Source organism: Streptomyces sp. NPDC051567, from assembly GCF_044454165.1.
Classification (GTDB): Bacteria; Actinomycetota; Actinomycetes; order Streptomycetales; family Streptomycetaceae; genus Streptomyces.
The window spans coordinates 86,076-108,376 of sequence record NZ_JBITDK010000013.1 but is presented as its reverse complement, the minus strand read 5'-3'; the positions used below and the strand labels follow the sequence as shown (position 1 = coordinate 108,376).

Sequence of the window (22,301 nt, the reverse complement as noted above, 5' to 3'; positions counted from 1 at the left end):
AACCCGGCCCGCACTCACGTTTCCCCCGGAGGGGCCCGGTCGTTGGAGGGGCGTGACTCTTCTGACGAGGCGGGCGGCGGCGGGGCTGGCCGCGGTGGCGGCCTGGGCGGTCCTCCTGGGCGGCCTGGCCGGATGTGTGAAGGACGGCCGGTCACCGGTCGAGATCCAGTTGCCCGGCAAACCCCGGTCGCCGGACGAGGCCATCCGGGTCAGCCCCGGCGACAACGCCAAGGACGTCCCGGCACAGGCGTCGCTGTCGGTCAACGTGCCCGAGGGCCGGCTGGAACGGGTCGTGGTCACCAAGGTGGAGGACGCCCAGGAGGAGGAGGTGCCCGGCACCATCGCCGCCGACGGGCTCAGCTGGAACCCCGCCCCGGAGGCCGGGCGGCTCGCGCTCGCCGCCAAGTACACCGTGGACGCGGTCGCCGTCGACGGGCACGACCGCCGCCAGGCCCGGCACACCAGCTTCACCACCTACGTCCCCGAGGAACGGTTCATCGGCTACTTCAAGCCCGAGCACCGCTCCACCGTCGGCACCGGCATGATCGTCTCCTTCCGGTTCAGCCGCTCCATCACCCACCGCGCGGCCGTCGAACGGGCCATCACCGTCACCTCCAGCCCGCCCGTGAAGGTCGTCGGCCACTGGTTCGGCAAGGACCGGATCGACTTCCGGCCCAAGGAGTACTGGAAACCCGGCACCGAGGTCACCGTCAAGGTCGACCTGCGCGACGTCGAGGGCGCGCCCGGCTCGTACGGCATCCAGGACAAGACGATCACCTTCACGGTCGGCCGCTCCCAGATCTCCACCGTGGACGCGGTCGCGCACACCATGGAGGTCCGCCGGGACGGAGCCCTCCTCTCCACCCTCCCGATCACCGCCGGATCGCCGACGACCACCACCTACAACGGCAAGATGGTGGTGATGGAGCTCTTCGACGTCACCCGCATGAACGGCCAGACCGTCGGCTTCGGCGGCGAGTACGACATCCCCGACGTCCCGCACGCGATGCGGCTCACCTCCTCCGGGACCTTCCTGCACGGCAACTACTGGGTCAGCCCCGACACCTTCGGCGCCAGCAACATCAGCCACGGCTGCGTGGGCCTGCGCGACGACAAGGGCGGCGGCTCGGACACCCCGGCGGGCTGGTTCTTCGACCGGACCCTGGTCGGGGACGTGGTCGAGGTCGTCAACTCGCAGGACCGGACGGTGGCCGCCGACAACGGGCTGGGCGGCTGGAACCTGTCCTGGGCGCACTGGGTCGCGGGCTCCGCCGTCGTGTGACCCGGCCGCCGGACGCACGCGGCCCCGGCCCGGCGGCCCCGGCCCGCGGTCCGGCCGGTGACGAGGCTCGCGATCCGGCTCGCGACACCCCGTCCGGCCACGGGAGAGTGACATATGTGATCGAAATGCCGTAGTCGGCGAGTGTTCCGGGGCGCTCTACCGCACCCTGCCCCCCAGCCTGACGGGGCCAGCAGTGCAGGAGACGGACGGAGCGTCATGTCAGCAAGGAAATGGACCCTCGGGCTCACGATCGGGGCCGTACTGGCCGCCGGAGCCCCTATGGCCACCGCGGCCGGTCCAGGCGGTGACCGTCCGGCGGAGACCGTGAGGGTGCGGGCCCCGCTGCCCGGAGGGCTCGGTCCGTGCATCCCGGGCACGTGCCCCGATCCGTTTCCCGAGATCTCGGTCGGCAACACCCCCAAGGGCATCGACCAGGCCGTCAACGTCTTCGTCGGCGGCAACTTCCTGGTCCGTGAGCGCGCTGCCGAGGCCGAGGGCAAGGTCGTCGTCCTCGGCAACTTCGACCAGGACAAGTCCGTGGGCGGCAGCAGCGCCTACAACATCGGCATCGTCGGCGCCGGTTCCCTGGTCCAGCCGCCGGTCGGCTCGGACTTCCTCACCACGGGCGGCAACGTCAACATCGCCGCCGACGAGCGGCTCCTCGCGGAGGGCGGTGTGGTCCGGTACGCGGGCACCGCCCCCGGCGCCGGCCAGGTCACCGGCACCCTGACCCACGACCCCGCCGCGGCCGTCCCCTTCGAGGGGCTGCGCGACCAGCTCAGCGCCGCCAGCAAGTGCTACGCCCGGGTCGACGGGCAGCCCCGTCCGGCGACGGGCACGGCGGTCAACAGCTTCGGCACCACCACCTTCACCGGCGACAACACCTCCGCGCTCCAGGTCTTCAACGTCGACTTCAACCTGGTCGGCAACACGGGCGGGATGATCGGCATCCGCTTCGAGCAGATCCCGGCGAACGCGACCGTCCTGGTCAACGTCCTCGGCACGACGCGGACCATCAACACCTTCAGCGGCACCATCGTCGACTCGCAGGACCCGTTCTTCAACAAGTACCGCAGCCAGCTGCTGTGGAACTTCCCGGACGCCACGACCGTGAACCTGAACGGCAGCGGACAGTTCCAGGGCAGCGTCCTCGTCGGCGAGGAGGCCTCGCAGACCACCGTCACCCTGCCGGGCATGAACGGCCGCTTCTTCACCACCGGCACGCTCACCCACACCGGCATCCCGGGCGGAGGCGGTGGCCAGGAGTTCCACGCCTACCCCTTCAACGGCGACCTGCCCGACTGCGCCACGCCCCCGGTGACGGGCAACGTCACCGTCGTCAAGCAGGACGAGTCCGGCAACCCGCTGGCCGGTGCCGCCTTCGACCTGTGGCACGAGACCAACGGCGTGACCGGCCTCCAGACCACGGGCGCGAACCCCGACACGGTGGTCGCGGAGTGCACCACCGGTGCCGACGGCCGCTGCACGCAGAACACCGTGCCCGGCACGTACTACTGGCGCGAGACGGCGGCTCCCCCCGGATACGTCCTGCCCTCCAACCCGGTCAGCACCCTGGTCCTGACGAACGCCAACGCCTCGGTGGGCGTCCAGGTCCAGGTCCCGAACGCGAAGGTCCCGCCGCCCGCCGAGGCCAAGGTGGTGCTGACGAAGACGGACAAGGACAGCAACGTCCCGCTGCCGGGTGCGACCTTCCAGTTGTGGCGCGAGTCCAATGGTGTCGCCGGTCTTCAGACGACCGGTGCGAACCCGGACACCCTCCTCCCCGACACCTGCGTGACGGACGCGGCGGGTACGTGCACGGCGACGCTGCCGATCGGGTCCTCGTACTACTGGCTGGAGACCGGTGTCCCGGCCGGTTACGACCCGTCGGCCAACCCGGTGACCCCGTTCGCGCTGGACGAGGGTGACGTGGCGGCCGGGATCGTCCTGGACATCCCGAACACGAAGACTCCGGTGCCGCCTTCGAATGCGAGGGTGGTGCTGATCAAGACGGACAAGGACAGCAACGTCCCGCTGCCGGGTGCCACGTTCCAGTTGTGGCGCGAGTCCAACGGTGTCGCCGGTCTTCAGACGACCGGTGCGAACCCGGACACGCTGCTTCCCGACACCTGCGTGACCAACGTGGCGGGCACCTGCACCGTGACGCTGCCGATCGGTTCGTCCTACTACTGGCTGGAGACGGGTGTTCCGGTGGGCTACGAGCCGTCGGCCAACCCGGTCACGCCGTTCGTACTGGACGAGGGTGATGTGGCGACCGGCATCGTCCTGGACATCCCGAACACCAAGACTCCGGTGCCGCCGGTCAACGCCAAGGTGGTGCTGATCAAGACGGACAAGGACAGCAACGTCCCGCTGGCCGGTGCGACCTTCCAGCTGTGGCGCGAGTCGAACGGCGTGGCGGGTCTTCAGACGACGGGCGCGAACCCGGACACCCTCCTTCCCAACACCTGTGTCACCAACGCGGCGGGTACCTGCACGGCGACGCTGCCGATCGGGTCCTCGTACTACTGGCTGGAGACCGGTGTCCCGGCCGGTTACGAGCCGTCGGCCAACCCGGTCACCCCGTTCACGCTCGACCAGGGTGATGTGGCGACCGGCATCGTCCTGGACATCCCGAACACGAAGATCCCGGTACCGCCGACCGACGCCAAGGTGGTGCTGACGAAGACGGACAAGGACAGCAACGTCCCGCTGCCCGGTGCCACGTTCCAGCTGTGGCGCGAGTCCAACGGTGTCGCGGGCCTCCAGACCACCGGACCGAACCCGGACACCCTGCTCCCCAACACCTGTGTCACCGACGCGGTCGGTACCTGCACCGTGACGCTGCCGATCGGGTCCTCCTACTACTGGCTGGAGACGGGTGTTCCGGCGGGCTACGAGCCGTCGGCCAACCCGGTGACCCCGTTCCTGCTCGACCAGGGTGACGTCGCGACCGGCATCGTCCTGAACGTCCCGAACACGAAGACCCCCGCCGAGTTCGACGGCAAGATCCGCGTCGAGAAGAAGGACGCCAAGACCAAGCGCCCGCTGCGCGGAGCGGTCTTCGAGGTCTGGGAGGAGACCAACGGCATCCCCGGCCTCCAGACCCGCGGCATCAACCCCGACCACAAGGCCAGGCCCGGCTGCGCCACCGACGGAGCCGGAATCTGCGCCTTCGGCGGGCTCTCCGAGGGCTCGTACTACCTGCTGGAGACCGCGGTTCCCGAGGGGTACGTCCTGCCCCCGAACCGGGTGACGGGTCCGCTCCTGCTGAACGAGCAGACGCCGGACCAGCAGATCTCGGTCACGCTGGAGAACAAGCGTGACGACCACGGCAAGGGCAAGGGCAAGGAGGGCCACGGCCACCGTCCCTGATCCGCAGTGACCACCGGGTGCGCCGGTGGGGTGACCTCCTCACCCCACCGGCGCACCCGTGCGCGCGGCTCCCGTCCCGGCCGGGTTAGCTGGGCCCCAGGGGCCCGGCCGGCGGGCGCGAGGAGGCCCGTATGGCGACAGGCGACGCGGCAGGAGCCACCGGCGTGAGCCGTGGAGGCGTCGCCCGGCCCGCAGTCCGGTCCGCAGTCCGGTCCGCAGTCCGGTCCGCAGTCCGGTCCGCAGTCCGGCCCGGAGTGCGGACGGCAGTCCGGGCCGCAGTCAGGTCCGCGCTGCCCGCCCTGACGGCCCTGGCGGTCCTCGTGGTTCCGGCCCCGCCGGCGGGGGCCGCGCCGGAACCCGACTGCACCGCGGACACCGGCCCCTACCAGCGGGAGCTGGAGGCCCACCTCAAACGCCCGGTCGACGGAGTGCAGAGCCCGGCCGACTGCGCGGCGGTCCGCGCCTTCCAGCGGACCCACCGGATCAAGCCCGCCGACGGCTACGCGGGCCTGGTCACCTACCGCACCATGGTCGCCGTCGCCGCCCGCGCCAACCCCAACGCCGACGGCGGCTGCCCCGTCCGCCCGCACCGGGTGACCTGCGTGGACCTGAGGCGCCAACTGCTCTGGGTGCAGCGCGACCGCCGCGTCCTCTTCGCGCCCGTGCCCGTCCGCACCGGCCGCGACGACGAGGAGACCCGCACCGGCTGGCACGAGATCTACTGGCGCAACAAGGACCACAGGTCCACGCTCTACGACGACGCCCCCATGCCGTACGCCCAGTTCTTCGACGGGGGACAGGCCCTGCACGGACGCCCCGGCGACCTCTACGCCCACGGTGGCTCGGCCGGCTGCGTCAACCTCTCCGTCCCGGACGCCGCGCGGCTGTGGGACCTGCTCGCCGAGGGCGACGCCGTCTACGTCTGGGGTACCAAACCGGGCACCGACGGCTGAGGAACCCAGGGACACGGCTTCCGGACGCTTGGGACAAAACGGTGACAGGACCGTGGCTTCCCGCAGTCCGACCATGTGATTTCCTGTGGCCAGACGCGCGATTTTCCGTGCGCGGGGGACATGGGGAGAAGACGAGTGAACCTGCAGCCGATACGTGGCCGCAGCGGTCTGTCCGCGGTGTTGCTGGGGGCGGCCCTGTTCTTCACCGGCGCGTGCGGCGGCGGCCCCGCCCCCACCGGTGGCGGCGGGGACAAGGCCGGTGACACCGTGGTCGGCACGATCGACGCGGTGGCCTCCCGGGCCGTCGTCAGCGTCAAGCCGGACGACGGGGCCAAGGAGACCGCCACCAGCGGGGTCCTGCGGATATCCAGCACCGGCGGCCGGCTCACCCAGGTGAGCGTCGCCGACACCAAGGGCAACGCGGTGGCGGGGCGGCTCGCCACCGACGGGGCGAGCTGGGAACCGGACCGCCACCTGGCCGCCGCCACCGAGTACAAGGTGCACGCGGTCGCCAAGGACACGGCCGGCCGGGAGTCGGTCAAGGACACCACCTTCACCACCCTGACCCCCCACAGCACCTTCGTCGGCCACTACACGCCCGAGGACGGTTCGACCGTCGGCGTGGGCATGCCCGTCTCGGTCCACTTCAGCCGCGGCATCACCGACACCGCCGCCGTCGAGAAGGCCGTCACGGTCACCGCCGAGCCGCCGGTGCCCGTCGAGGGCCACTGGTTCGGCAACGACCGGCTCGACTTCCGCCCCCAGACGTACTGGGCCCCGGGCACCCGGGTCACCCTGAAACTCGCCCTCGACGGGGTGGAGGGCCGCCCGGGCGTCCACGGCAAGCAGACCCGTACGGTCACCTTCACCATCGGCCGCTCCCAGGTCTCCACGGTCGACGCGGACACCCGCCGGATGACGGTCGTCCGCGACGGGCAGCAGCTGAAGGACCTCCCGGTCACGGCGGGCGCCCCGGCGACGACCACGTACAACGGGCAGATGGTCATCAGCGAGAAGTACAAGGTGACGCGGATGAACGGCGCGACCGTCGGCTTCGGCGGCGAGTACGACATCAAGGACGTCCCGCACGCGATGCGACTGTCCACCTCCGGCACCTTCATCCACGGCAACTACTGGGCCGCCCCGTCCACCTTCGGCGCGCAGAACGTCAGCCACGGCTGCGTGGGGCTGCGCGACGTACGGGGCGCGGGCGACGACGAGACCCCGGCGGCCTGGTTCTACAACGAGTCGCTGATCGGCGACGTGGTCGTCGTGAAGAACTCCCAGGACGGGCAGATCGCCCCGGACAACGGCCTCAACGGCTGGAACATGGACTGGGCGGAGTGGGTCAAGTAGCCCCTCGCGCAGGGGCGCGGGAACTCCGGGCGGCCCGGTGCTGTGATCCACGGCACCGGGCCGCTTCACATCCGCAGGGCCTAGCCTTCCCCGTATGACCCTCTCTCTCGAAGTCTCCGAAGGTGTCGGCACGATCCTGCTGGACCGGCCGCCCATGAACGCGCTGGACATCGCCGCCCAGGACCGGCTGCGCGAGCTCGCGGCGGAGGTCACCGACCGCGCCGACGTCCGGGCCGTCGTCCTCTACGGCGGCGAGAAGGTCTTCGCGGCCGGCGCGGACATCAAGGAGATGCAGACGATGGACCACGCGGCGATGGTCGTGCGGTCCCGCGCGCTCCAGGAGGCCTTCACCGCGGTGGCCCGGATTCCCAAGCCCGTCGTCGCCGCCGTCACCGGCTACGCGCTGGGCGGCGGCTGCGAGCTCGCGCTCTGCGCCGACTACCGGATCGCCGCCGACAACGCGAAGCTCGGCCAGCCCGAGATCCTGCTCGGCCTGATCCCGGGCGCGGGCGGCACCCAGCGGCTCTCCCGGCTGGTCGGCCCCTCCCGCGCCAAGGACCTGATCTTCACCGGGCGCATGGTCAGGGCCGAGGAGGCGCTCACCCTGGGCCTGGTCGACCGGGTCGTGCCCGCCGCCGAGGTGTACCCGCAGGCGTACGCGTGGGCCGCGAAGCTCGCGCAGGGCCCGGCGATCGCGCTGCGCGCCGCCAAGGAGTGCGTGGACGGGGGCCTGGAGACCGGCATCGACACCGGGCTGACCGTCGAACGCACCTGGTTCGCGGCCCTGTTCGCCACCGAGGACCGCGAGCGCGGCATGCGCAGCTTCGTCGAGGAGGGCCCGGGCAAGGCCCGCTTCGTCTGAGCCCGGGCCCCTGATGCGGCCCGGGCGCGGGCCCGGGCGTGCGCGGCGGACGGGGCGGCGCGGTCCTCCCTGTGGGTGGATGAGCCAGGACTTAAGACAGCCTTAAGGCGAACAGGTGATCCACTGGCCGTCCTCGCCGCTCTCCTTCACGTCGCCGCAGCTCAGAGCGGGTGCCGTGCGCCCGCGTCGGTCTTTCGTCCGGTACGCGAGCCCCCTGGAACTCCTGGTTCCGGGGGGCGGGTTCCGGGGGAACGGCCCGAACGGGCCACCGGGCCGTCCATGATGGGGCCATGGCGGGCCTGGAGGGTGTGGAACAGCCGTGGCAGCGCGGCGGTGTGTCGGCGGTGCGGCTCACGGCGGCGGCCGAGGACGAACAGGGCCTCAAGGCGCTGGAGACGTACGGGAACCCGGCCGAGGCGGAAGTGACCCTCCCCTCGATGCCCGAGTCGGCGGGCATCGCGCGCCGGCTCACCCAGTGCGTGGTGATCCGCCTCTGGGGCCTGACGCCGCAGACCTCCGAGTACGCGGTCCTGCTCGTCTCCGAGCTGGTCGGCAACGCGGTCCGGCACACCGGTGCCCGCTCCTTCGGCCTGCGGATGGTGCGGCGGCGCGGCTGGATCAGGGTGGAGGTGCGCGACCCCTCGCGCGGACTGCCCTGCCTGATGCCGGTCCACGACATGGACACCACGGGCCGGGGCCTCTTCCTCGTGGACAAGCTCTCCGACCGCTGGGGCGCCGATCTGCTGCCGCGCGGCAAGCGCACCTGGTTCGAGATGCGGGTCGCCGACCGCTAGCCCGGAGCGGGGCGGCGCGGGTCGATGCGGGCGGCGTTCTTGGGCCCGGAAACGCCAGAAACCCCCTGTCGCCGAGGTGAGGCGCTGCGGGGGTTTCATGGGTGCGCCGAGGACCGGATGGGGTGTGGTCCTCGGCGTGGAGACTTCGCTCGGGTCAAGGGGAAGTCGTGGTTCCGACTATGGCAGAAGAGAACCCAAACACCAAAAGTTCAAACTGGGACATAAGTGTGTATACCCTAAGAGTTTATACCTAAATCCTAGGTTTGATGGGTCACTCACCTCGTAATCAATGAATAAGTATCAGCCGCCGCGCGTAAATCGTTGACCACATGCTGGACGGATCGTCTGACGGACTGGTCCGACTGAGGTCCTGAATTGGGTCAATCATTACCTCTCGGGTCATCCACCCCTTAAATGGACAGGTGATCTGCAACCCAGACCGTCGTACGGCCCTGCGCGCCGGGGCGGCGGTCGCCGCCGGTGCCCTCACCGCCGCCTGCGGCACGGGCGGAGGCGGCCCCGGCGCGCCGCCGCCCTCCGCCGCCCGCTCCACCCCGGGCCGGCCCGCCGCACCGCCCGCCGCGCCCGCACCGCGCCGCTTCGCCGGGCAGCCCGTCGAGATCGGCCACGGCCCGCGCGACCGCCCCCGGGTCGCCCTCACCTTCCACGGCAACGGGGACCCCGCCACCGCCCGGTCGGTGCTGGCCGAGGCCGAGAAGGCGGGCGCGCGGGTCACCGTACTGGCCATCGGGACCTGGCTCGACACCCACCCGGAGCTGGCCCGCCGGGTCCTCGACGGCGGCCACGAGCTCGGCAACCACACCCAGCACCACCTGGCGCTCAACGACCTGCCCGAGGCGCAGGCGTACGCCGAGATCACCGGCTGCGCCCAGCGGCTCAAGCGGCTCACCGGCTCCATCGGCACCTGGTTCCGGCCCTCCCAGACGCAGTACGCCACCCCGCTCGTCCAGGAACTGGCCGGGCGGGCGGGCTACCCGCACGTCCTCTCGTACGACGTGGACTCCCTCGACTTCACCTCGCCCGGCGCCGCGGCCGTCCTCCGCAACGTCACCGGGACGATCCGCGACGGATCGGTGGTGAGCCTGCACTTCGGCTACGCGGACACGGTCGCCGCGATGCCGCCCCTCCTCGAAGAACTCACGCGCCGCAAGCTGCGCGCGGTGACCACCACGGAGCTGCTGACCCCATGACGACCACCCGCCTTCCCCGGAAGGCCAGCGTGCTGCTGGCCGGTCTGGTCCTCGCCGCCCTGGCCGGCTGCGGATCGGCCGACAAGGGGCCCGCCGAGGCCCTCGGCTCCAAGGCCCCCGCCAAGGCCGTCCCGGCGGCCCCGCCGGGCCTGCCCGGAATGCCCCCGCTCCTCGACCCCCACGACGTGTACGCGGCCGACCGGCCGAACCAGCTCTCCCCGGTGGTCAAGAACTTCCCGTCCCGCGTCTACGTGCCGAACACCAGCTCCAACACGGTGTCCGTCATCGACCCGGCCACCTACAAGGTCATCGAGACCATCCCGGTCGGCAACCAGCCCCAGCACGTCGTCCCCTCCTGGGACATGAAGACCCTCTGGGTCAACAACAACCGGGGCCACACGCTCACCCCCATCGACCCGGCCACCGGCAAGGCCGGGGAACCCGTCGAGGTGCACGACCCGTACAACCTGTACTTCACGCCCAACGGCAAGTACGCGATCGTCATGGCCTCGATGGACAAGGAACTGGTCTTCCGCGACCCGCACACCATGAACCGGGTCAAGACCGTCCCCGTCAGCTGCTTCGGCGTCAACCACGCGGACTTCTCCGCCGACGGCCGGTACTTCATCGTGAGCTGCGAGTTCTCCGGCGAGCTGCTCAAGGTCGACACCGAGAAGATGGAGGTCGTCGGCCAGCAGGAACTGCCGTTCGAGGGCGCGATGCCGCAGGACGTCAAGGTCTCCCCGGACGGGAAGACCTTCTACGTCGCGGACATGATGGCCCACGGCATGTGGGTGCTCAACGGCGACCGGTTCGACACCCCCACCCTGCTGCTCACCGGCAAGGGCTGCCACGGCCTCTACGTCAGCCGCGACTCCAAGGAGATGTACGTCTCCAACCGGGGCGAGGGCAGCGTCTCCGTCTTCGACTTCAAGGCGAACCGCCTCACCAAGAAGTGGGAGCTGCCGGAAGGCGGCAGCCCCGACATGGGCGGGGTCTCCGCCGACGGCAAGGTGCTGTGGCTGTCGGGCCGCTACAACTCCGAGGTCTACGCGATCGACACCAGGTCGGGCGAGGAACTGGCCCGCATCCCGGTGGGCGACGGCCCGCACGGACTCGCCGTCTACCCGCAGCCCGGCCGCTACTCGCTCGGCCACACCGGCATCTTCCGCTGAACCCCGGCCGCTGAACCACGGCCGCGCGGTGTCCCGGGCCGCGCGGTGTCCCGGGGCCGCGCGGTGTCCCGGGATCATGGAGAACTCCCGGGACACCGCCCGGCCGTAAGGATCGCGTAGGGACCCGCAGGAGGGGCGGGAGGGACCGGCCGTTACCCTGAGCCGGTCAGCAAGCACCAAGAAGGGGTGGACCCAGTGGCGGACATCGATAACGCACGGACGACGTTCGGCAACTTCGACAAGAACGGCGACGGCTTCGTCACGGCCGACGAGTTCCGGGCGGCCATGGCCGCCATGGGCGACGGGTTCGTCACCGGCCCGGTCGCGGACGCCGTGATCGCCTCCAAGGACGCCAACGGCGACGGCCTGCTGAGCTTCGACGAGTTCTGGTCCTCCGTCAACAAGTAGCCCGCCCACGCCCCGCGCACGCCCTCCGCCCCCTGCCGGGCCGGAGGGCGCTGTCACGTCCGGGAACCCCGGCTCCGGGACCTCACTCCGGGACCCCGGCTGCGGGACCTCGCTCCGGAGCCGCCGGGACTTCCAGCACTTCCGGGACCTCGTCGAGCGCCTCCTCCAGCCAGCGCAGCCAGAACGTCTCCAGACCGATCCCCCCGTGCAGGACGAGCCGGCGCAGCCGGTCCTCCTCGGAGTCCCGGCCCGGCGGGAAGTCCTTCGCCTCGATCGCCTCGTACATCGCCAACTGCCCGCGGTGCAGCTCCAGATGGCGCCGCAACTCCCCGGCCAGGCCCTGCGCCCCCACCACCCCGGCCGCCCGGACCCGCAGCAGCAGGGGGTCCCGGATCGGCTTCGGGTCCTGGCTCCCGGCGACCCACCGCGCCAGCTCCGCACTGCCCTCCGGGAGCACCTCGTACTCCTTGCGCCGCCCCCGGACCGGGACCTGGCCGGGCAGCGCCCGGATCAGCCCGGCCTCCTCCAGCCGGCCCAGCTCGCGGTAGATCTGCTGGTGCGTCGCGGACCAGAAGTACCCGATCGACTTGTCGAACCGCCGGGTCAGCTCCAGCCCGGACGAGGGCTTTTCGAGGAGGGCGGTGAGGATGGCGTGCGGGAGCGACATGGCGCCATCCTAGGTTTGCGACCGCCCGGAGCGCCGGACCGGACCTGGCCCCGCGCCCGGACCGGCCCCGCGCCCCGGTCAGCCCCGGACCGGCCCCGGCTCCCAGGCGGCCAGCGCCTCGGGCACGCGCGGGCCCGGGGCGTCGGCGGCGAGCAGGCCCCGGGCGCGCAGGAACGCCGTCACCGCCGGGGACCACGCCTGGCGCAGCCCCGCCGAGGCCAGCAGCTCCGGGTCCGACAGCAGGGCCGGGGCCGGGCCCAGCCGGATGCCCGCCGGGGTGAGGACCGCCGCGTCGTCCGCCCACCGGACCGCCAGGTCCACGTCGTGCGTGGCCATCACCACCGTCGTCCCCCGCGCACGCAGACCCGCCAGGACGTCCAGCAGCCGCTCCTGCCCGTCCGGGTCCAGCCCGGCCGTCGGCTCGTCCAGGATCAGCACGCGCGGAGCCATCGCCACCGCGCCCGCGATCGCCGCGCGCTTGCGCTGGCCGTACGAGAGGAGGTGGGTCGGGCGGTCCCGCAGCGCCGTGATGTCCAGCGCGGCCAGCGCGTCACCGACCCGGGCCCGGACCTCCCCGGGCGCCAGCCCCAGGTTCATCGGCCCGAAGGAGACGTCCTGCTCCACCGAGGCCGCGAAGAGCTGGTCGTCCGGGTCCTGCACGACGAGCTGCACCGCCGTCCGCAGCCGGGTCAGACCGGCCCGGTCGTACGTCACCCGCACGCCGTCGAGCAGCAGCGCCCCGGAGCCCGGCCGCAGCCCCCCGCTCAGCAGCCGCATCAGCGTGGTCTTGCCACTGCCGTTGCGGCCCAGCAGGACCAGCGCCCGCTGCGGCGCGATCCCGAAATCCACGCCGGAGAGGACCTCGGGCCCGTCCTCGTACGCGTACCCCGCCCCCACCAGCTCCACCGACGGCCTCACAGGTACAGCTCCTTCAGGACGAGGGTCACGGTGACCAGGGAGATCAGCAGGGCGGCGGTCCCGGCCAGGAACCGCCAGGACAGCGCCGCCTGGGGGACGAGCACCCGCAGCGTGCCGTCGTAGCCGCGCCCGGCCAGGCCCTCCTGGAGCCGCGCCGCGCGGTCGAAGGCCCGGACGAAGGCGGTCGCGGCGAGCCCGGCCAGCGAACGCCACACCGCCGCCCGGCCCCTCTGGCCCAGCCGGGCCGCCTGGGCGCGGTGGACCTGGGCGAGGGAGTCGAGCAGCAGGAACCCGATCCGGTACATGACCAGGGCCACGTCCACCACCGGGGCCGGGACCCCGGCCCGCACCAGCCGGGGCAGCACGTCCGAGACGGGGGTGGTGAAGGCGAACAGCAGCAGGCCGAGCGAGGCCGACGAGGTGCGCAGCAGCAGCTCCGCCGCGCGGAGCGGACCGTCCGGGGCCGGTGAGACCGGCCCCGACGGGCCGCCCACCGCGAACAGCAGCGGCACCGCCCCCGTGACACAGAAGCCGAGCGGGATACGGAAGGCCCGCCACAGCTGCCGCCCGGCCACCTCGGCCGGGCCGAGGAGCAGGGCGAGCGTGGCGACGGCGACCAGCGGCCCGCCGGGCCAGGGCGGCAGGCAGACGGCCGTGACCGTCAGCCCGAGCCCCAGCAGCGCCTTCTCCAGCGGGTGGCGGTGGCGCCAGCGGCTGCTGTGCGCCGCCACGTCGATGGGCAGCACCGGCTACGGCTCCACCCGGGTGACGGGCCCCGGCGGCGGGCCGGGGTCCGGGCCGGGGGACGGCGCGGGGGCGGGGCCGGGGCCCGGTGCGGGGCCCCGGTCCGCGGCCTCCGGCCCGTCCGGCCGGTCCCCCCGGGCGGCGGCCGTCGCGGCGGCGGCGCCCTGGCGGCGGCCCGTACGGACCCCGAAGTAGTACGCGAGCAGGCCCGCGCCGAGCGCCGCCTGGAGGGCGAAGAGCGCGGACTCGACCTCCCCGGACGGAGGTTCGTACAGCGGGGTGAACCACGGCTCGTAGTCCGGGTCCAGTTCGGTGATGGCCGCCTCGGCCTGGGCGTCGGCGCCCGCGAACGGCTCCTCCTTGCCCTCGCCCATCCCCAGCGCGAGGGGGAGCACGGCCAGCGCCGCCACCAGGAGCAGCAGCAGAGTGTTGATCTTCGCGTGCCGGCTCATCGCCATCGTCCTCGTCCTCGTCCTCGTCCCCGCCCCTGTCCCTGGCCCTGTCCCTGCCTTCGTCCTCCGGCTCGTCACAGCGCCGCCTCCGGCCGGTTTCCGGGCGCGGCCTTGCCCCGGGTGAGCCGGGCGACGCCCAGCCGGACCAGGTCCGAGCGGCTCGACCGCATCAGCAGCCGCATCACGAGGACCGTCAGCAGCCCCTCGCTGACCGCGAGCGGGATCTGGGTGACGGCGAAGATCCCGCCGAACTTCGCGAGCGCGCCCGCGAAGCCGGTACCCGGGTCCGGGAAGGCCGCCGCGAGCTGGACGCTGGTGACGCAGTAGGTGACCAGGTCGGCGAAGAAGGCGCCGAAGAAGACGGTCACCATCAGCGGCGCCCCGGCCCTGCGCAGCAGCCGGTAGACCCCGTACCCCGCCCAGGGCCCGGCGATCGCCATCGAGAAGACGTTGGCGCCCAGCGTGGTCAGCCCGCCGTGGGCCAGCAGCAGCGCCTGGAAGAGCAGGGTGATCGTGCCGAGCACCGCCATGATCGGCGGACGGAAGAGGATGGCGCCGAGCCCGGTGCCGGTGGGGTGCGAGCAACTGCCCGTCACCGAAGGGATCTTCAGGGCGGACAGGACGAAAGTGAACGCTCCGGACGCCCCGAGCAGCAGCGTGCTCTCGGGATGCTCCTTCACCTCGCGGGTGAGGGCGCGGACCCCGTGGACGACGAAGGGAGCGGACGCGGCGCCCCAGGCGACCGCGTGCAAAGGGGGTAGGAACCCCTCGGCTATATGCATGAGTGGGGGAGACCTCTCCAGCACCTCGTGGATGGACGACGCGCCCTGGCCGGTCTCCTGGCTCACGGGTACTGATGCCCTGGCTCCGCCTTCCCGGGCCCGTGCGGTTCCCCGCGTGGTCCCAGTGGCTTCCCGCAGGAGTGGAGCCGGACTTCCCGATCACAGTGGCGAGGGCCGCACCGGTTTCCCACCGGTTTCCCGAACACCAAGGCCCGCTGACCTTAGTCCCGCCGCCGACGCCCCACAACCCGTCCGGGCAGCCCACCTGCGGTCCGTTCCCGCCGACGGCCACGGGAGCCCCCCCCTCGGACCCGGAGCGCCCCTTCGGACCCGGAGCGCCGCCGGGGCGGACAGTACGAGGCCCGCCGGACCGCTTCCCGCGAAGCGGCCCGCCGGGCCTCGTGTCCGTCCCCGCCTCCGCCGACGCGGGCGGGGCCGTGTCTACGTCAGCACTCGATGACGTTGACCGCGAGGCCGCCGCGGGCCGTCTCCTTGTACTTGACCTTCATGTCCGCGCCCGTCTCCTTCATGGTCTTGATGACCTTGTCGAGGGAGACCTTGTGGCTGCCGTCGCCGCGCAGCGCCATCCTGGCCGCCGTGACGGCCTTGACCGCCGCCATGCCGTTGCGCTCGATGCACGGGATCTGGACCAGGCCGCCGACCGGGTCGCAGGTCAGGCCCAGGTTGTGCTCCATGCCGATCTCGGCCGCGTTCTCGACCTGCTCCGGGGTGCCGCCCATGACCTCGGCGAGGGCGCCCGCCGCCATGGAGCAGGCGGAGCCCACCTCGCCCTGGCAGCCGACCTCGGCGCCCGAGATCGAGGCGTTCTCCTTGAAGAGCATGCCGATCGCGCCCGCCGCCAGGAGGAAGCGGACCACGCCGTCCTCGTCGGCGCCCGGCACGAAGTTCATGTAGTAGTGCAGGACGGCCGGCAGGACGCCCGCCGCGCCGTTGGTGGGGGCGGTCACGACCCGGCCGCCCGCCGCGTTCTCCTCGTTGACCGCCATCGCGTAGATCGTCGCCCACTCGCTGCGGTGCAGCAGCGGGTCGCCCTCGGCGCGCAGCTGGCGCGCCGTGGAGGCGGCCCGGCGCTTGACCCGCAGACCGCCCGGGAGGATGCCCTCGCGGGACATGCCGCGCGCGACGCAGGACTGCATGACGCGCCAGATCTCCAGCAGGCCCTCGCGGATCTCGTCCTCGGTGCGCCAGGTCTTCTCGTTCTCCAGCATCAGGGAGGAGATCGACAGGCCGGTCTCGTTCGCCAGGCGGAGCATCTCGTCACCGGAGCGGAAGGGGTACTTCAGCACGGTGTCGTCGAGCTTGATCCGGTCCTCGCCGACCGCGTCCTCGTCCACGACGAAGCCGCCGCCGACCGAGTAGTACGTCTTCTCCAGCAGCGGGGTGCCCGCCGTGTCGTAGGCGAAGAGGGTCATGCCGTTGGCGTGGTACGGCAGGGAGCGGCGGCGGTGCAGGATCAGCTGGTTCGGCTCGTCGAAGGCGATCTCGTGGCCCTCGCCTATCTCGGTGCCCAGCAGCCGCAGCCGGCCCGTCCGGCGGATGCGCTCGACCTCGGCGTCGGCGGTCTCCACGTCGACCGTGCGCGGGGAGTGGCCCTCCAGGCCCAGCAGCACCGCCTTGGGGGTGCCGTGGCCGTGGCCGGTCGCGCCGAGCGAGCCGAAGAGTTCGGCCCGTACGGACGCGGTCTGTGCGAGGACGCCGTCCTTCTTCAGCCGGGTCACGAACATCCGTGCCGCGCGCATCGGACCGACCGTGTGGGAGGAGGACGGGCCGATGCCGATGGAGAAGAGGTCGAAGACGGAGATGGCCACTGGCGGACTCCCTTGTCTGCTCGTGGGGTGGACGGGGCAGGATAGGTCGATTGTTCGGTTTTTGTCCGACAGGCGAGACTAACCCGTGAGGAAGGAGCCGGGCGCGAGCCCGTACGGGACGGCGCCGGAGCGGGGCTGTGGCCCCGGAGGAGGGGCGGGCGGACGAGGCCCCTGGGGTTCCTGGGGCTTCTATGGCGGCGCGGGGCCGCCCGGTACCGGCGACCGGACCGGCTCGGCCAGGTCCGGCCAGGTCCGGCCGGGTCCTGACGGCTGCCGTACGGGCTGCCGTACGGGCTGCCGTACGGCAGCCGGACCCTGGCCTGGCCGGACCCGTTCCGGCCGGGAGGACGGCGGACATCGGACGTCGGACGTCGGACGGCGGTCGTCCGCCGACGGGCCCCGGGGCACCCTGCGGCCCCGGCCGCGGGAAGCCCCGGTCACGCGAAGGGCCCGGTCCCTCCTCGCGGACAGGACCGGGCCCTCCGGCCGCCGCTCCCGGGCCGGACCGGGAACGGCCCGGCCCGGGAGCGGCGCTACGGTCAGAGCGTCGGGTACAGCGGGAACTTCGCGGCGAGGGCCGAGACGCGCGCCGTCAGGTCGGCGGCGTCGAAGGCGGGCTTCAGCGCGGACGCGATGATCTCCGCGACCTCGGTGAAGTCCTCGGCGCCGAAGCCGCGGGTGGCCAGCGCCGGCGTGCCGATCCGCAGGCCCGAGGTGACCATCGGGGGGCGCGGGTCGTTCGGGATCGCGTTCCGGTTGACCGTGATGCCGATCCCGTGGAGGCGGTCCTCGGCCTGCTGGCCGTCCAGCTCGGAGTCGCGCAGGTCGACCAGGACCAGGTGCACGTCCGTGCCGCCGGAGAGGACGGAGACGCCCACCTCGGTGACGTCCGGCTGGATCAGGCGCTCGGCGATGATCTTCGCGCCCTCCAGGGTGCGCACCTGGCGCTCCTTGAAGTCCTCCGATGCCGCGATCTTGAAGGAGACGGCCTTGGCCGCGATCACGTGCTCCAGCGGGCCGCCCTGCTGGCCCGGGAAGACCGCCGAGTTGATCTTCTTGGCCAGCTCCTGCGTCGACAGGATCACGCCACCGCGCGGACCGCCGAGGGTCTTGTGCGTGGTGGTGGTGACGACGTGGGCGTGCGGCACCGGGTTCGGGTGCAGCCCGGCCGCGACCAGACCGGCGAAGTGCGCCATGTCGACCATCAGGTACGCGCCGACCTCGTCCGCGATCCGGCGGAAGGCGGCGAAGTCGAGCTGGCGCGGGTAGGCGGACCAGCCGGCGACGATCAGCTGCGGCTTGGACTCCTTGGCCAGGCGCTCGACCTCGGCCATGTCGACCTGGCCGGTCCCGTCCACGTGGTACGGGACCACGTTGTAGAGCTTGCCGGAGAAGTTGATCTTCATGCCGTGGGTCAGGTGACCGCCGTGGGCCAGGTTCAGGCCCATGATCGTGTCGCCCGGCTTCAGCAGCGCGAACATCGCGGCGGCGTTGGCCTGCGCGCCCGAGTGCGGCTGGACGTTCGCGGCCTCGGCGCCGAACAGCGCCTTGACGCGGTCGATCGCGATCTGCTCGACCACGTCCACGTGCTCGCAGCCACCGTAGTAGCGGCGGCCCGGGTAGCCCTCGGCGTACTTGTTGGTCAGGACCGAGCCCTGGGCCTCCATGACGGCGACCGGAGCGAAGTTCTCCGACGCGATCATTTCCAGGGTCGACTGCTGGCGTACGAGCTCGGCGTCGACGGCGGCGGCGACGTCGGGGTCGAGCTCGTGGAGCGGGGTGTTCAGCACGGACATCAAGATCCCCTGGGGTGTCAGTTGTCGGAGTGGGTCAGCGCGGCGTACTCCTCGGCGGAGAGCAGGTCGGCCGGCTCCTCCGAGACGCGCACCTTGAACAGCCAGCCACCCGCGAACGGCGCGGTGTTCACGAGAGCGGGGTCGTCCACGACGTCCTGGTTGGCCTCGACGACCTCACCGGTGACGGGGGAGTACAGGTCGCTGACCGACTTGGTCGACTCCAGCTCGCCGCAGGTCTCGCCCGCGGTCACGGTGTCGCCCACCTCGGGGAGCTGGGCGTAGACGACGTCACCGAGCGCGTTGGCCGCGAACTCCGTGATGCCGACCGTCGAGACGCCGTCCTCGGCGACCGACAGCCACTCGTGCTCCTTGCTGTAACGCAGCTGCTGGGGGTTGCTCATGACCTGATTCTCCTGGATGCGGGGGAGTGGATACGAATGTGGTCTCGGGTGCTGAGACGGTGGCGCGACACACCCGGGCGCCGCCGCGCGGACGGCCGGGACGGCGCCGCGGGGACGCCGGTCCGGCCGCCCTGACGGCGGGGCCGGGCGCGGGGTACTACTTCTGCCGCTTGTAGAACGGCAGGGCCACGACCTCGTACGGCTCATGCGTACCGCGGATGTCGACACCGACGCCGGAGGTGCCGGGCGCGGCGTGCGCCGCGTCCACGTACGCCATCGCGATCGGCCTGCCGAGCGTCGGGGACGGGGCGCCGGAGGTGACCTCGCCGACGACCACGCCGTCCGCGACGACCGGGAACCCGGCGCGCGGGACGCGGCGGCCCTCGGCGATCAGGCCGACCAGCTTGCGCGGCGGCGCGGCGGCGGCGCGCTCGGCGGCGGCCTCCAGGGCGGCGCGGCCCACGAAGTCGCCCTCCTTCTCGAACTTCACGACCCGGCCCAGACCCGCGTCGAACGGGGTCAGCGAGGTGGTCAGCTCGTGCCCGTACAGCGGCATGCCCGCCTCCAGGCGCAGGGTGTCGCGGCAGGAGAGCCCGGCCGGGACCAGGCCCACGCCCTCGCCCGCCTTCATCAGCGCCTGCCACAGCTCCACGGCGTGCTCGGGCGCCACGAACAGCTCGAAGCCGTCCTCGCCCGTGTACCCCGTACGCGCGATCAGCGCCGGCACCCCGGCCACCGTGCCCGGCAGGCCCGCGTAGTACTTGAGCCCGTCCAGGTCGGCGTCGGTCAGCGAGGCGAGGATGCCGGGGGACTCGGGGCCCTGCACCGCGAGGAGCGCGTACGCGTCGCGGTCGTCACGGACCACGGCGTCGAAGCCGGCGGCGCGCACGGTCAGGGCGTCCAGGACCACCTGGGCGTTGGAGGCGTTGGCGACCACCATGAACTCGGTCTCGGCCAGGCGGTAGACGATCAGGTCGTCGACGATCCCGCCGTCCTCCTGGCAGATGTGCGTGTAGCGGGCCCGGCCGACGCCGACGGTCGAGATGTTGCCGACCAGCGCGTGGTCCAGGGCCTTGACGGCCTCCGGGCCGGTCAGGGTGATCTCGCCCATGTGGGACAGGTCGAAGAGACCGGCCCGGGTACGGACGGCGTTGTGCTCGTCGCGCTCGCTGCCGTACCGCAGGGGCATGTCCCAGCCCGCGAAATCGGTCATGGTCGCACCGAGGGAACGGTGCAGCGCATCGAGGGCGGTCAGACGGGGGGCAGTGCTCATGGGTGTGGCTCCCGGGTCCCAGGGCATCGACATGACATGACGAGGACGTTCCTCCCCATCTGTCATCGGAACCTGAGAGGTTCGCCGGGAGTTCCTCCGGGACTCGCGATCTTTCGATCCCGCCCGGAATTCCCGACTTGCACCTTGGGTGGAGCGCGCCTCACGGACGAAGGACGCGGCTCGCTTTTCAGATCTGCCTCATCCACGCGGTACGGGGCCTGAGAGATTCAAGGGAGGTACTTGCTCCTTCGGCGCCCGTGCACGGCCTTGCGGCGTGCCGGGACTCTCCCGCGCGGATTCAAGCGGCCGGTATGCAGTTGGTCCAGATGGCGCACATCATTGCACGCCCCGGTGGCGGGCGGGCGTGCGGGCCGGAAGATCGCACGAGCCCCGCGCGCGTCCGGCCGGAACCGGCCCCGCCGGATTACCGTCTCTTTACACTCAGTGGGCAGGGGGTCCTTGCGGCCCGGTACCGGGGGGAGACGATCACTGTGCGGAGATTCCGAGTGCTGGCGACGACGGGGACGGTGGACGGGGTTCCGGCCCAGCGGGGCCTGCCCGCCCGGGAACGGGAGACCGCCGAGCGCGGCGCCCGCGTCCGCGACCTGCGCGGCCCCGGAGCGCACGGCCCGCGGTGGCTCGGCTTCGCGGCGGGGGACATCGTCGTGGTCTCCGGCCTGCCCGGCGGCGGCAAGAGCACCCTGATCAAACGCGCCGCCCCGGGCGGCGGCATCGACTCCCAGGACGCCCGCGAACGCTGGGAGCGCCGGATGCCGGCCGCCCTGCCCTACGCCGTGTACCGCCCGCTGGTCCGCGCCGCGCACTACTGGGGGCTGTGGCGGACGCTGCGCTCCGGCGCCTCGGCGGTCGTCCACGACTGCGGGACCCAGAGCTGGGTACGGGGCCTGCTCGCCGGGGCCGCGCGGCGCCGGGGCCGGGCGCTGCACCTGCTCCTCCTGGACAGCGGCGCCGAGGAGGCGCTGGCCGGGCAGGCCGCCCGGGGCCGCCGCGTGTCGGCGTACGCCTTCGCCCGGCACCAGGGGGCGGTGGGACGGCTGCTGCGCGAGGCGGAGGCGGGCCGGCCGCCGGCGGGCTGCGCCTCGGCGGTCCTGCTCGACCGCGCCTCGGCCTCGCGGGTCGCCCGGATCGTCTTCCACTAACCTCGGGGCGACACGTGGCGCGGGATACGGGGAAGGCGGCAGGGATGCAGGGCGGCGGCTGGCCGGGCAATGAGCTGGAACAGGTACTCGGGGCGGTGGTCGGGCGGCCGGATGCCGGGGGGCGGATCCTGGAGGTGCTCGGGCGCAGCCGGGTGTGGGTGCCCCTGCCCGAGGGCGGCGGGCCCGACCGGACCTCCCTGACCCTGCCCACGATGGAGATCGGCGGGGCCGTCTACGTCCCGGTCTACACCTCCGAGGCCCAGTTCCTCGCCTGCGTGGGACCCGGCACGGACTTCGCGGTGGCCCCCTCGGACGAGTTCGCCCGCGGGCTGCCCCCACAGCTCGGCATCGCGCTGAACCCCGGCGGCGCCGTCGGCGTCCCGCTCCCCCCGCCCGCCGTCGCCGCACTGTGCCGCGCCGGGTCCACCCCGCTCGACGGGCCGGCCACCGGCGGCCGGGTCCGCCTCTACGAGCCCGACTGGCAGGACGACCCGGTGGAGTTCCTGGCCGCCGCCACCGAGGAGTTCCGCGGCCTCGGCGAGGTCGCCTCGGCCCACCGCTGCCTGGCCGGCGTCGAGGGCGGGGAACCCGAGCTGTACGTCGGCGTCCGGCTCGCGGCGTGGGTGCCCGTGGGCACCACCGGCCCGATGGACGCCCTCGGCCGCGCGCTGGCCCGCGTGACACCGCCCTGGCCGGTCCAGCTGATCCTCCTGGACGCCGTCCAGGACCCGGTCACCGACTGGATGCGCGAGCGCGTACCCCCCTTCTACCTGTCGTAAGCGCCGTGACCGGAAAGGTTCACCGGCCCGCGCCGCCCGGCAACCCGGCGGGGCGCCGCACCGGACGCCGCGGGCCCACCGGCA

General features: G+C 72.5%; 20 protein-coding genes and 2 riboswitches. Of the genes, 11 read left to right on the top strand and 9 right to left on the bottom strand.

The window, feature by feature from the left end:
• The first annotated feature begins 61 nt into the window (after nt 1-61).
• From ACIA5F_RS16950 to ACIA5F_RS16910, 9 genes are all read left to right on the top strand, one after another.
• Nucleotides 62-1,282, top strand: coding sequence for an Ig-like domain-containing protein (locus ACIA5F_RS16950; protein WP_399353716.1), 1,221 nt, complete (start codon nt 62-64; stop codon nt 1,280-1,282).
• Between the two features lie 216 nt (nt 1,283-1,498).
• On the top strand, nt 1,499-4,657 hold the full coding sequence (locus tag ACIA5F_RS16945) for a SpaA isopeptide-forming pilin-related protein (protein ID WP_399353572.1): 3,159 nt from the start codon (nt 1,499-1,501) through the stop codon (nt 4,655-4,657).
• A gap of 254 nt (nt 4,658-4,911) precedes the next feature.
• The gene (locus ACIA5F_RS16940; RefSeq protein ID WP_399353570.1) at nt 4,912-5,610 is read left to right on the top strand and encodes a L,D-transpeptidase family protein; all 699 of its coding nucleotides are present in this window, start codon (nt 4,912-4,914) and stop codon (nt 5,608-5,610) included.
• Nucleotides 5,611-5,730: 120 nt separating this feature from the next.
• Nucleotides 5,731-6,966: an Ig-like domain-containing protein gene (locus ACIA5F_RS16935; RefSeq protein WP_399353568.1), complete on the top strand. Its 1,236-nt coding sequence runs from the start codon at nt 5,731-5,733 to the stop codon at nt 6,964-6,966.
• Nucleotides 6,967-7,060: 94 nt separating this feature from the next.
• A complete protein-coding gene (locus ACIA5F_RS16930) occupies nt 7,061-7,828 on the top strand; it encodes an enoyl-CoA hydratase/isomerase family protein (RefSeq protein WP_399353566.1) in 768 nt (255 codons plus the stop codon).
• Between the two features lie 290 nt (nt 7,829-8,118).
• Nucleotides 8,119-8,622 carry an ATP-binding protein gene (locus tag ACIA5F_RS16925; protein WP_399353564.1) on the top strand — a complete coding sequence of 168 codons (504 nt, stop codon included), beginning with the start codon at nt 8,119-8,121 and terminating at the stop codon, nt 8,620-8,622.
• A 422-nt stretch (nt 8,623-9,044) separates the two neighbouring features.
• The gene (locus ACIA5F_RS16920; RefSeq protein ID WP_399353562.1) at nt 9,045-9,833 is read left to right on the top strand and encodes a polysaccharide deacetylase family protein; all 789 of its coding nucleotides are present in this window, start codon (nt 9,045-9,047) and stop codon (nt 9,831-9,833) included.
• Nucleotides 9,830-11,008: a YncE family protein gene (locus ACIA5F_RS16915; RefSeq protein ID WP_399353560.1), complete on the top strand. Its 1,179-nt coding sequence runs from the start codon at nt 9,830-9,832 to the stop codon at nt 11,006-11,008. The genes ACIA5F_RS16920 and ACIA5F_RS16915 overlap by 4 nt, the downstream gene beginning before the upstream one ends.
• A 195-nt stretch (nt 11,009-11,203) precedes the next feature.
• A complete protein-coding gene (locus ACIA5F_RS16910) occupies nt 11,204-11,416 on the top strand; it encodes an EF-hand domain-containing protein (RefSeq protein ID WP_399353558.1) in 213 nt (70 codons plus the stop codon).
• A gap of 82 nt (nt 11,417-11,498) precedes the next feature.
• Here the strand turns inward: ACIA5F_RS16910 and ACIA5F_RS16905 are convergent, their stop codons facing one another.
• The 9 genes from ACIA5F_RS16905 to gcvT form a co-directional block, all read right to left on the bottom strand.
• Complete coding sequence (locus ACIA5F_RS16905; RefSeq protein ID WP_399353556.1) at nt 11,499-12,083, bottom strand: PadR family transcriptional regulator; 585 nt, start codon at nt 12,081-12,083, stop codon at nt 11,499-11,501.
• Nucleotides 12,084-12,161: 78 nt separating this feature from the next.
• Nucleotides 12,162-13,001, bottom strand: a complete 840-nt coding sequence (locus tag ACIA5F_RS16900) for an ATP-binding cassette domain-containing protein (protein ID WP_399353554.1) — start codon at nt 12,999-13,001, stop codon at nt 12,162-12,164.
• Nucleotides 12,998-13,747 (bottom strand): cobalt ECF transporter T component CbiQ, encoded by a 750-nt coding sequence (gene cbiQ, locus ACIA5F_RS16895; protein ID WP_399353552.1) that lies wholly within the window; start codon nt 13,745-13,747, stop codon nt 12,998-13,000. The genes ACIA5F_RS16900 and cbiQ overlap by 4 nt, the downstream gene beginning before the upstream one ends.
• A gap of 3 nt (nt 13,748-13,750) precedes the next feature.
• Nucleotides 13,751-14,197, bottom strand: coding sequence for an energy-coupling factor ABC transporter substrate-binding protein (locus ACIA5F_RS16890; RefSeq protein ID WP_399353550.1), 447 nt, complete (start codon nt 14,195-14,197; stop codon nt 13,751-13,753).
• Nucleotides 14,198-14,271: 74 nt separating this feature from the next.
• A complete protein-coding gene (locus ACIA5F_RS16885; RefSeq protein WP_399353714.1) occupies nt 14,272-14,979 on the bottom strand; it encodes an energy-coupling factor ABC transporter permease in 708 nt (235 codons plus the stop codon).
• A 29-nt stretch (nt 14,980-15,008) separates the two neighbouring features.
• Nucleotides 15,009-15,204, bottom strand: a riboswitch (cobalamin riboswitch).
• A 221-nt stretch (nt 15,205-15,425) separates the two neighbouring features.
• Nucleotides 15,426-16,808, bottom strand: a complete 1,383-nt coding sequence (locus tag ACIA5F_RS16880) for an L-serine ammonia-lyase (RefSeq protein WP_399353548.1) — start codon at nt 16,806-16,808, stop codon at nt 15,426-15,428.
• Between the two features lie 539 nt (nt 16,809-17,347).
• The gene (glyA, locus tag ACIA5F_RS16875; RefSeq protein ID WP_399353546.1) at nt 17,348-18,604 is read right to left on the bottom strand and encodes a serine hydroxymethyltransferase; all 1,257 of its coding nucleotides are present in this window, start codon (nt 18,602-18,604) and stop codon (nt 17,348-17,350) included.
• Between the two features lie 17 nt (nt 18,605-18,621).
• A complete protein-coding gene (gene gcvH, locus ACIA5F_RS16870; RefSeq protein ID WP_399353544.1) occupies nt 18,622-19,005 on the bottom strand; it encodes a glycine cleavage system protein GcvH in 384 nt (127 codons plus the stop codon).
• A gap of 157 nt (nt 19,006-19,162) precedes the next feature.
• Complete coding sequence (gene gcvT, locus ACIA5F_RS16865; protein ID WP_399353542.1) at nt 19,163-20,278, bottom strand: glycine cleavage system aminomethyltransferase GcvT; 1,116 nt, start codon at nt 20,276-20,278, stop codon at nt 19,163-19,165.
• A gap of 197 nt (nt 20,279-20,475) precedes the next feature.
• Nucleotides 20,476-20,579, bottom strand: a riboswitch (glycine riboswitch).
• A 184-nt stretch (nt 20,580-20,763) separates the two neighbouring features.
• On the opposite strand from gcvT, the gene ACIA5F_RS16860 reads away from it, so the two are divergent.
• On the top strand, nt 20,764-21,438 hold the full coding sequence (locus ACIA5F_RS16860) for an AAA family ATPase (protein WP_399353712.1): 675 nt from the start codon (nt 20,764-20,766) through the stop codon (nt 21,436-21,438).
• A gap of 44 nt (nt 21,439-21,482) precedes the next feature.
• Nucleotides 21,483-22,217 (top strand): enhanced serine sensitivity protein SseB, encoded by a 735-nt coding sequence (locus ACIA5F_RS16855; RefSeq protein WP_399353540.1) that lies wholly within the window; start codon nt 21,483-21,485, stop codon nt 22,215-22,217.
• Nucleotides 22,218-22,301: the final 84 nt, after the last annotated feature.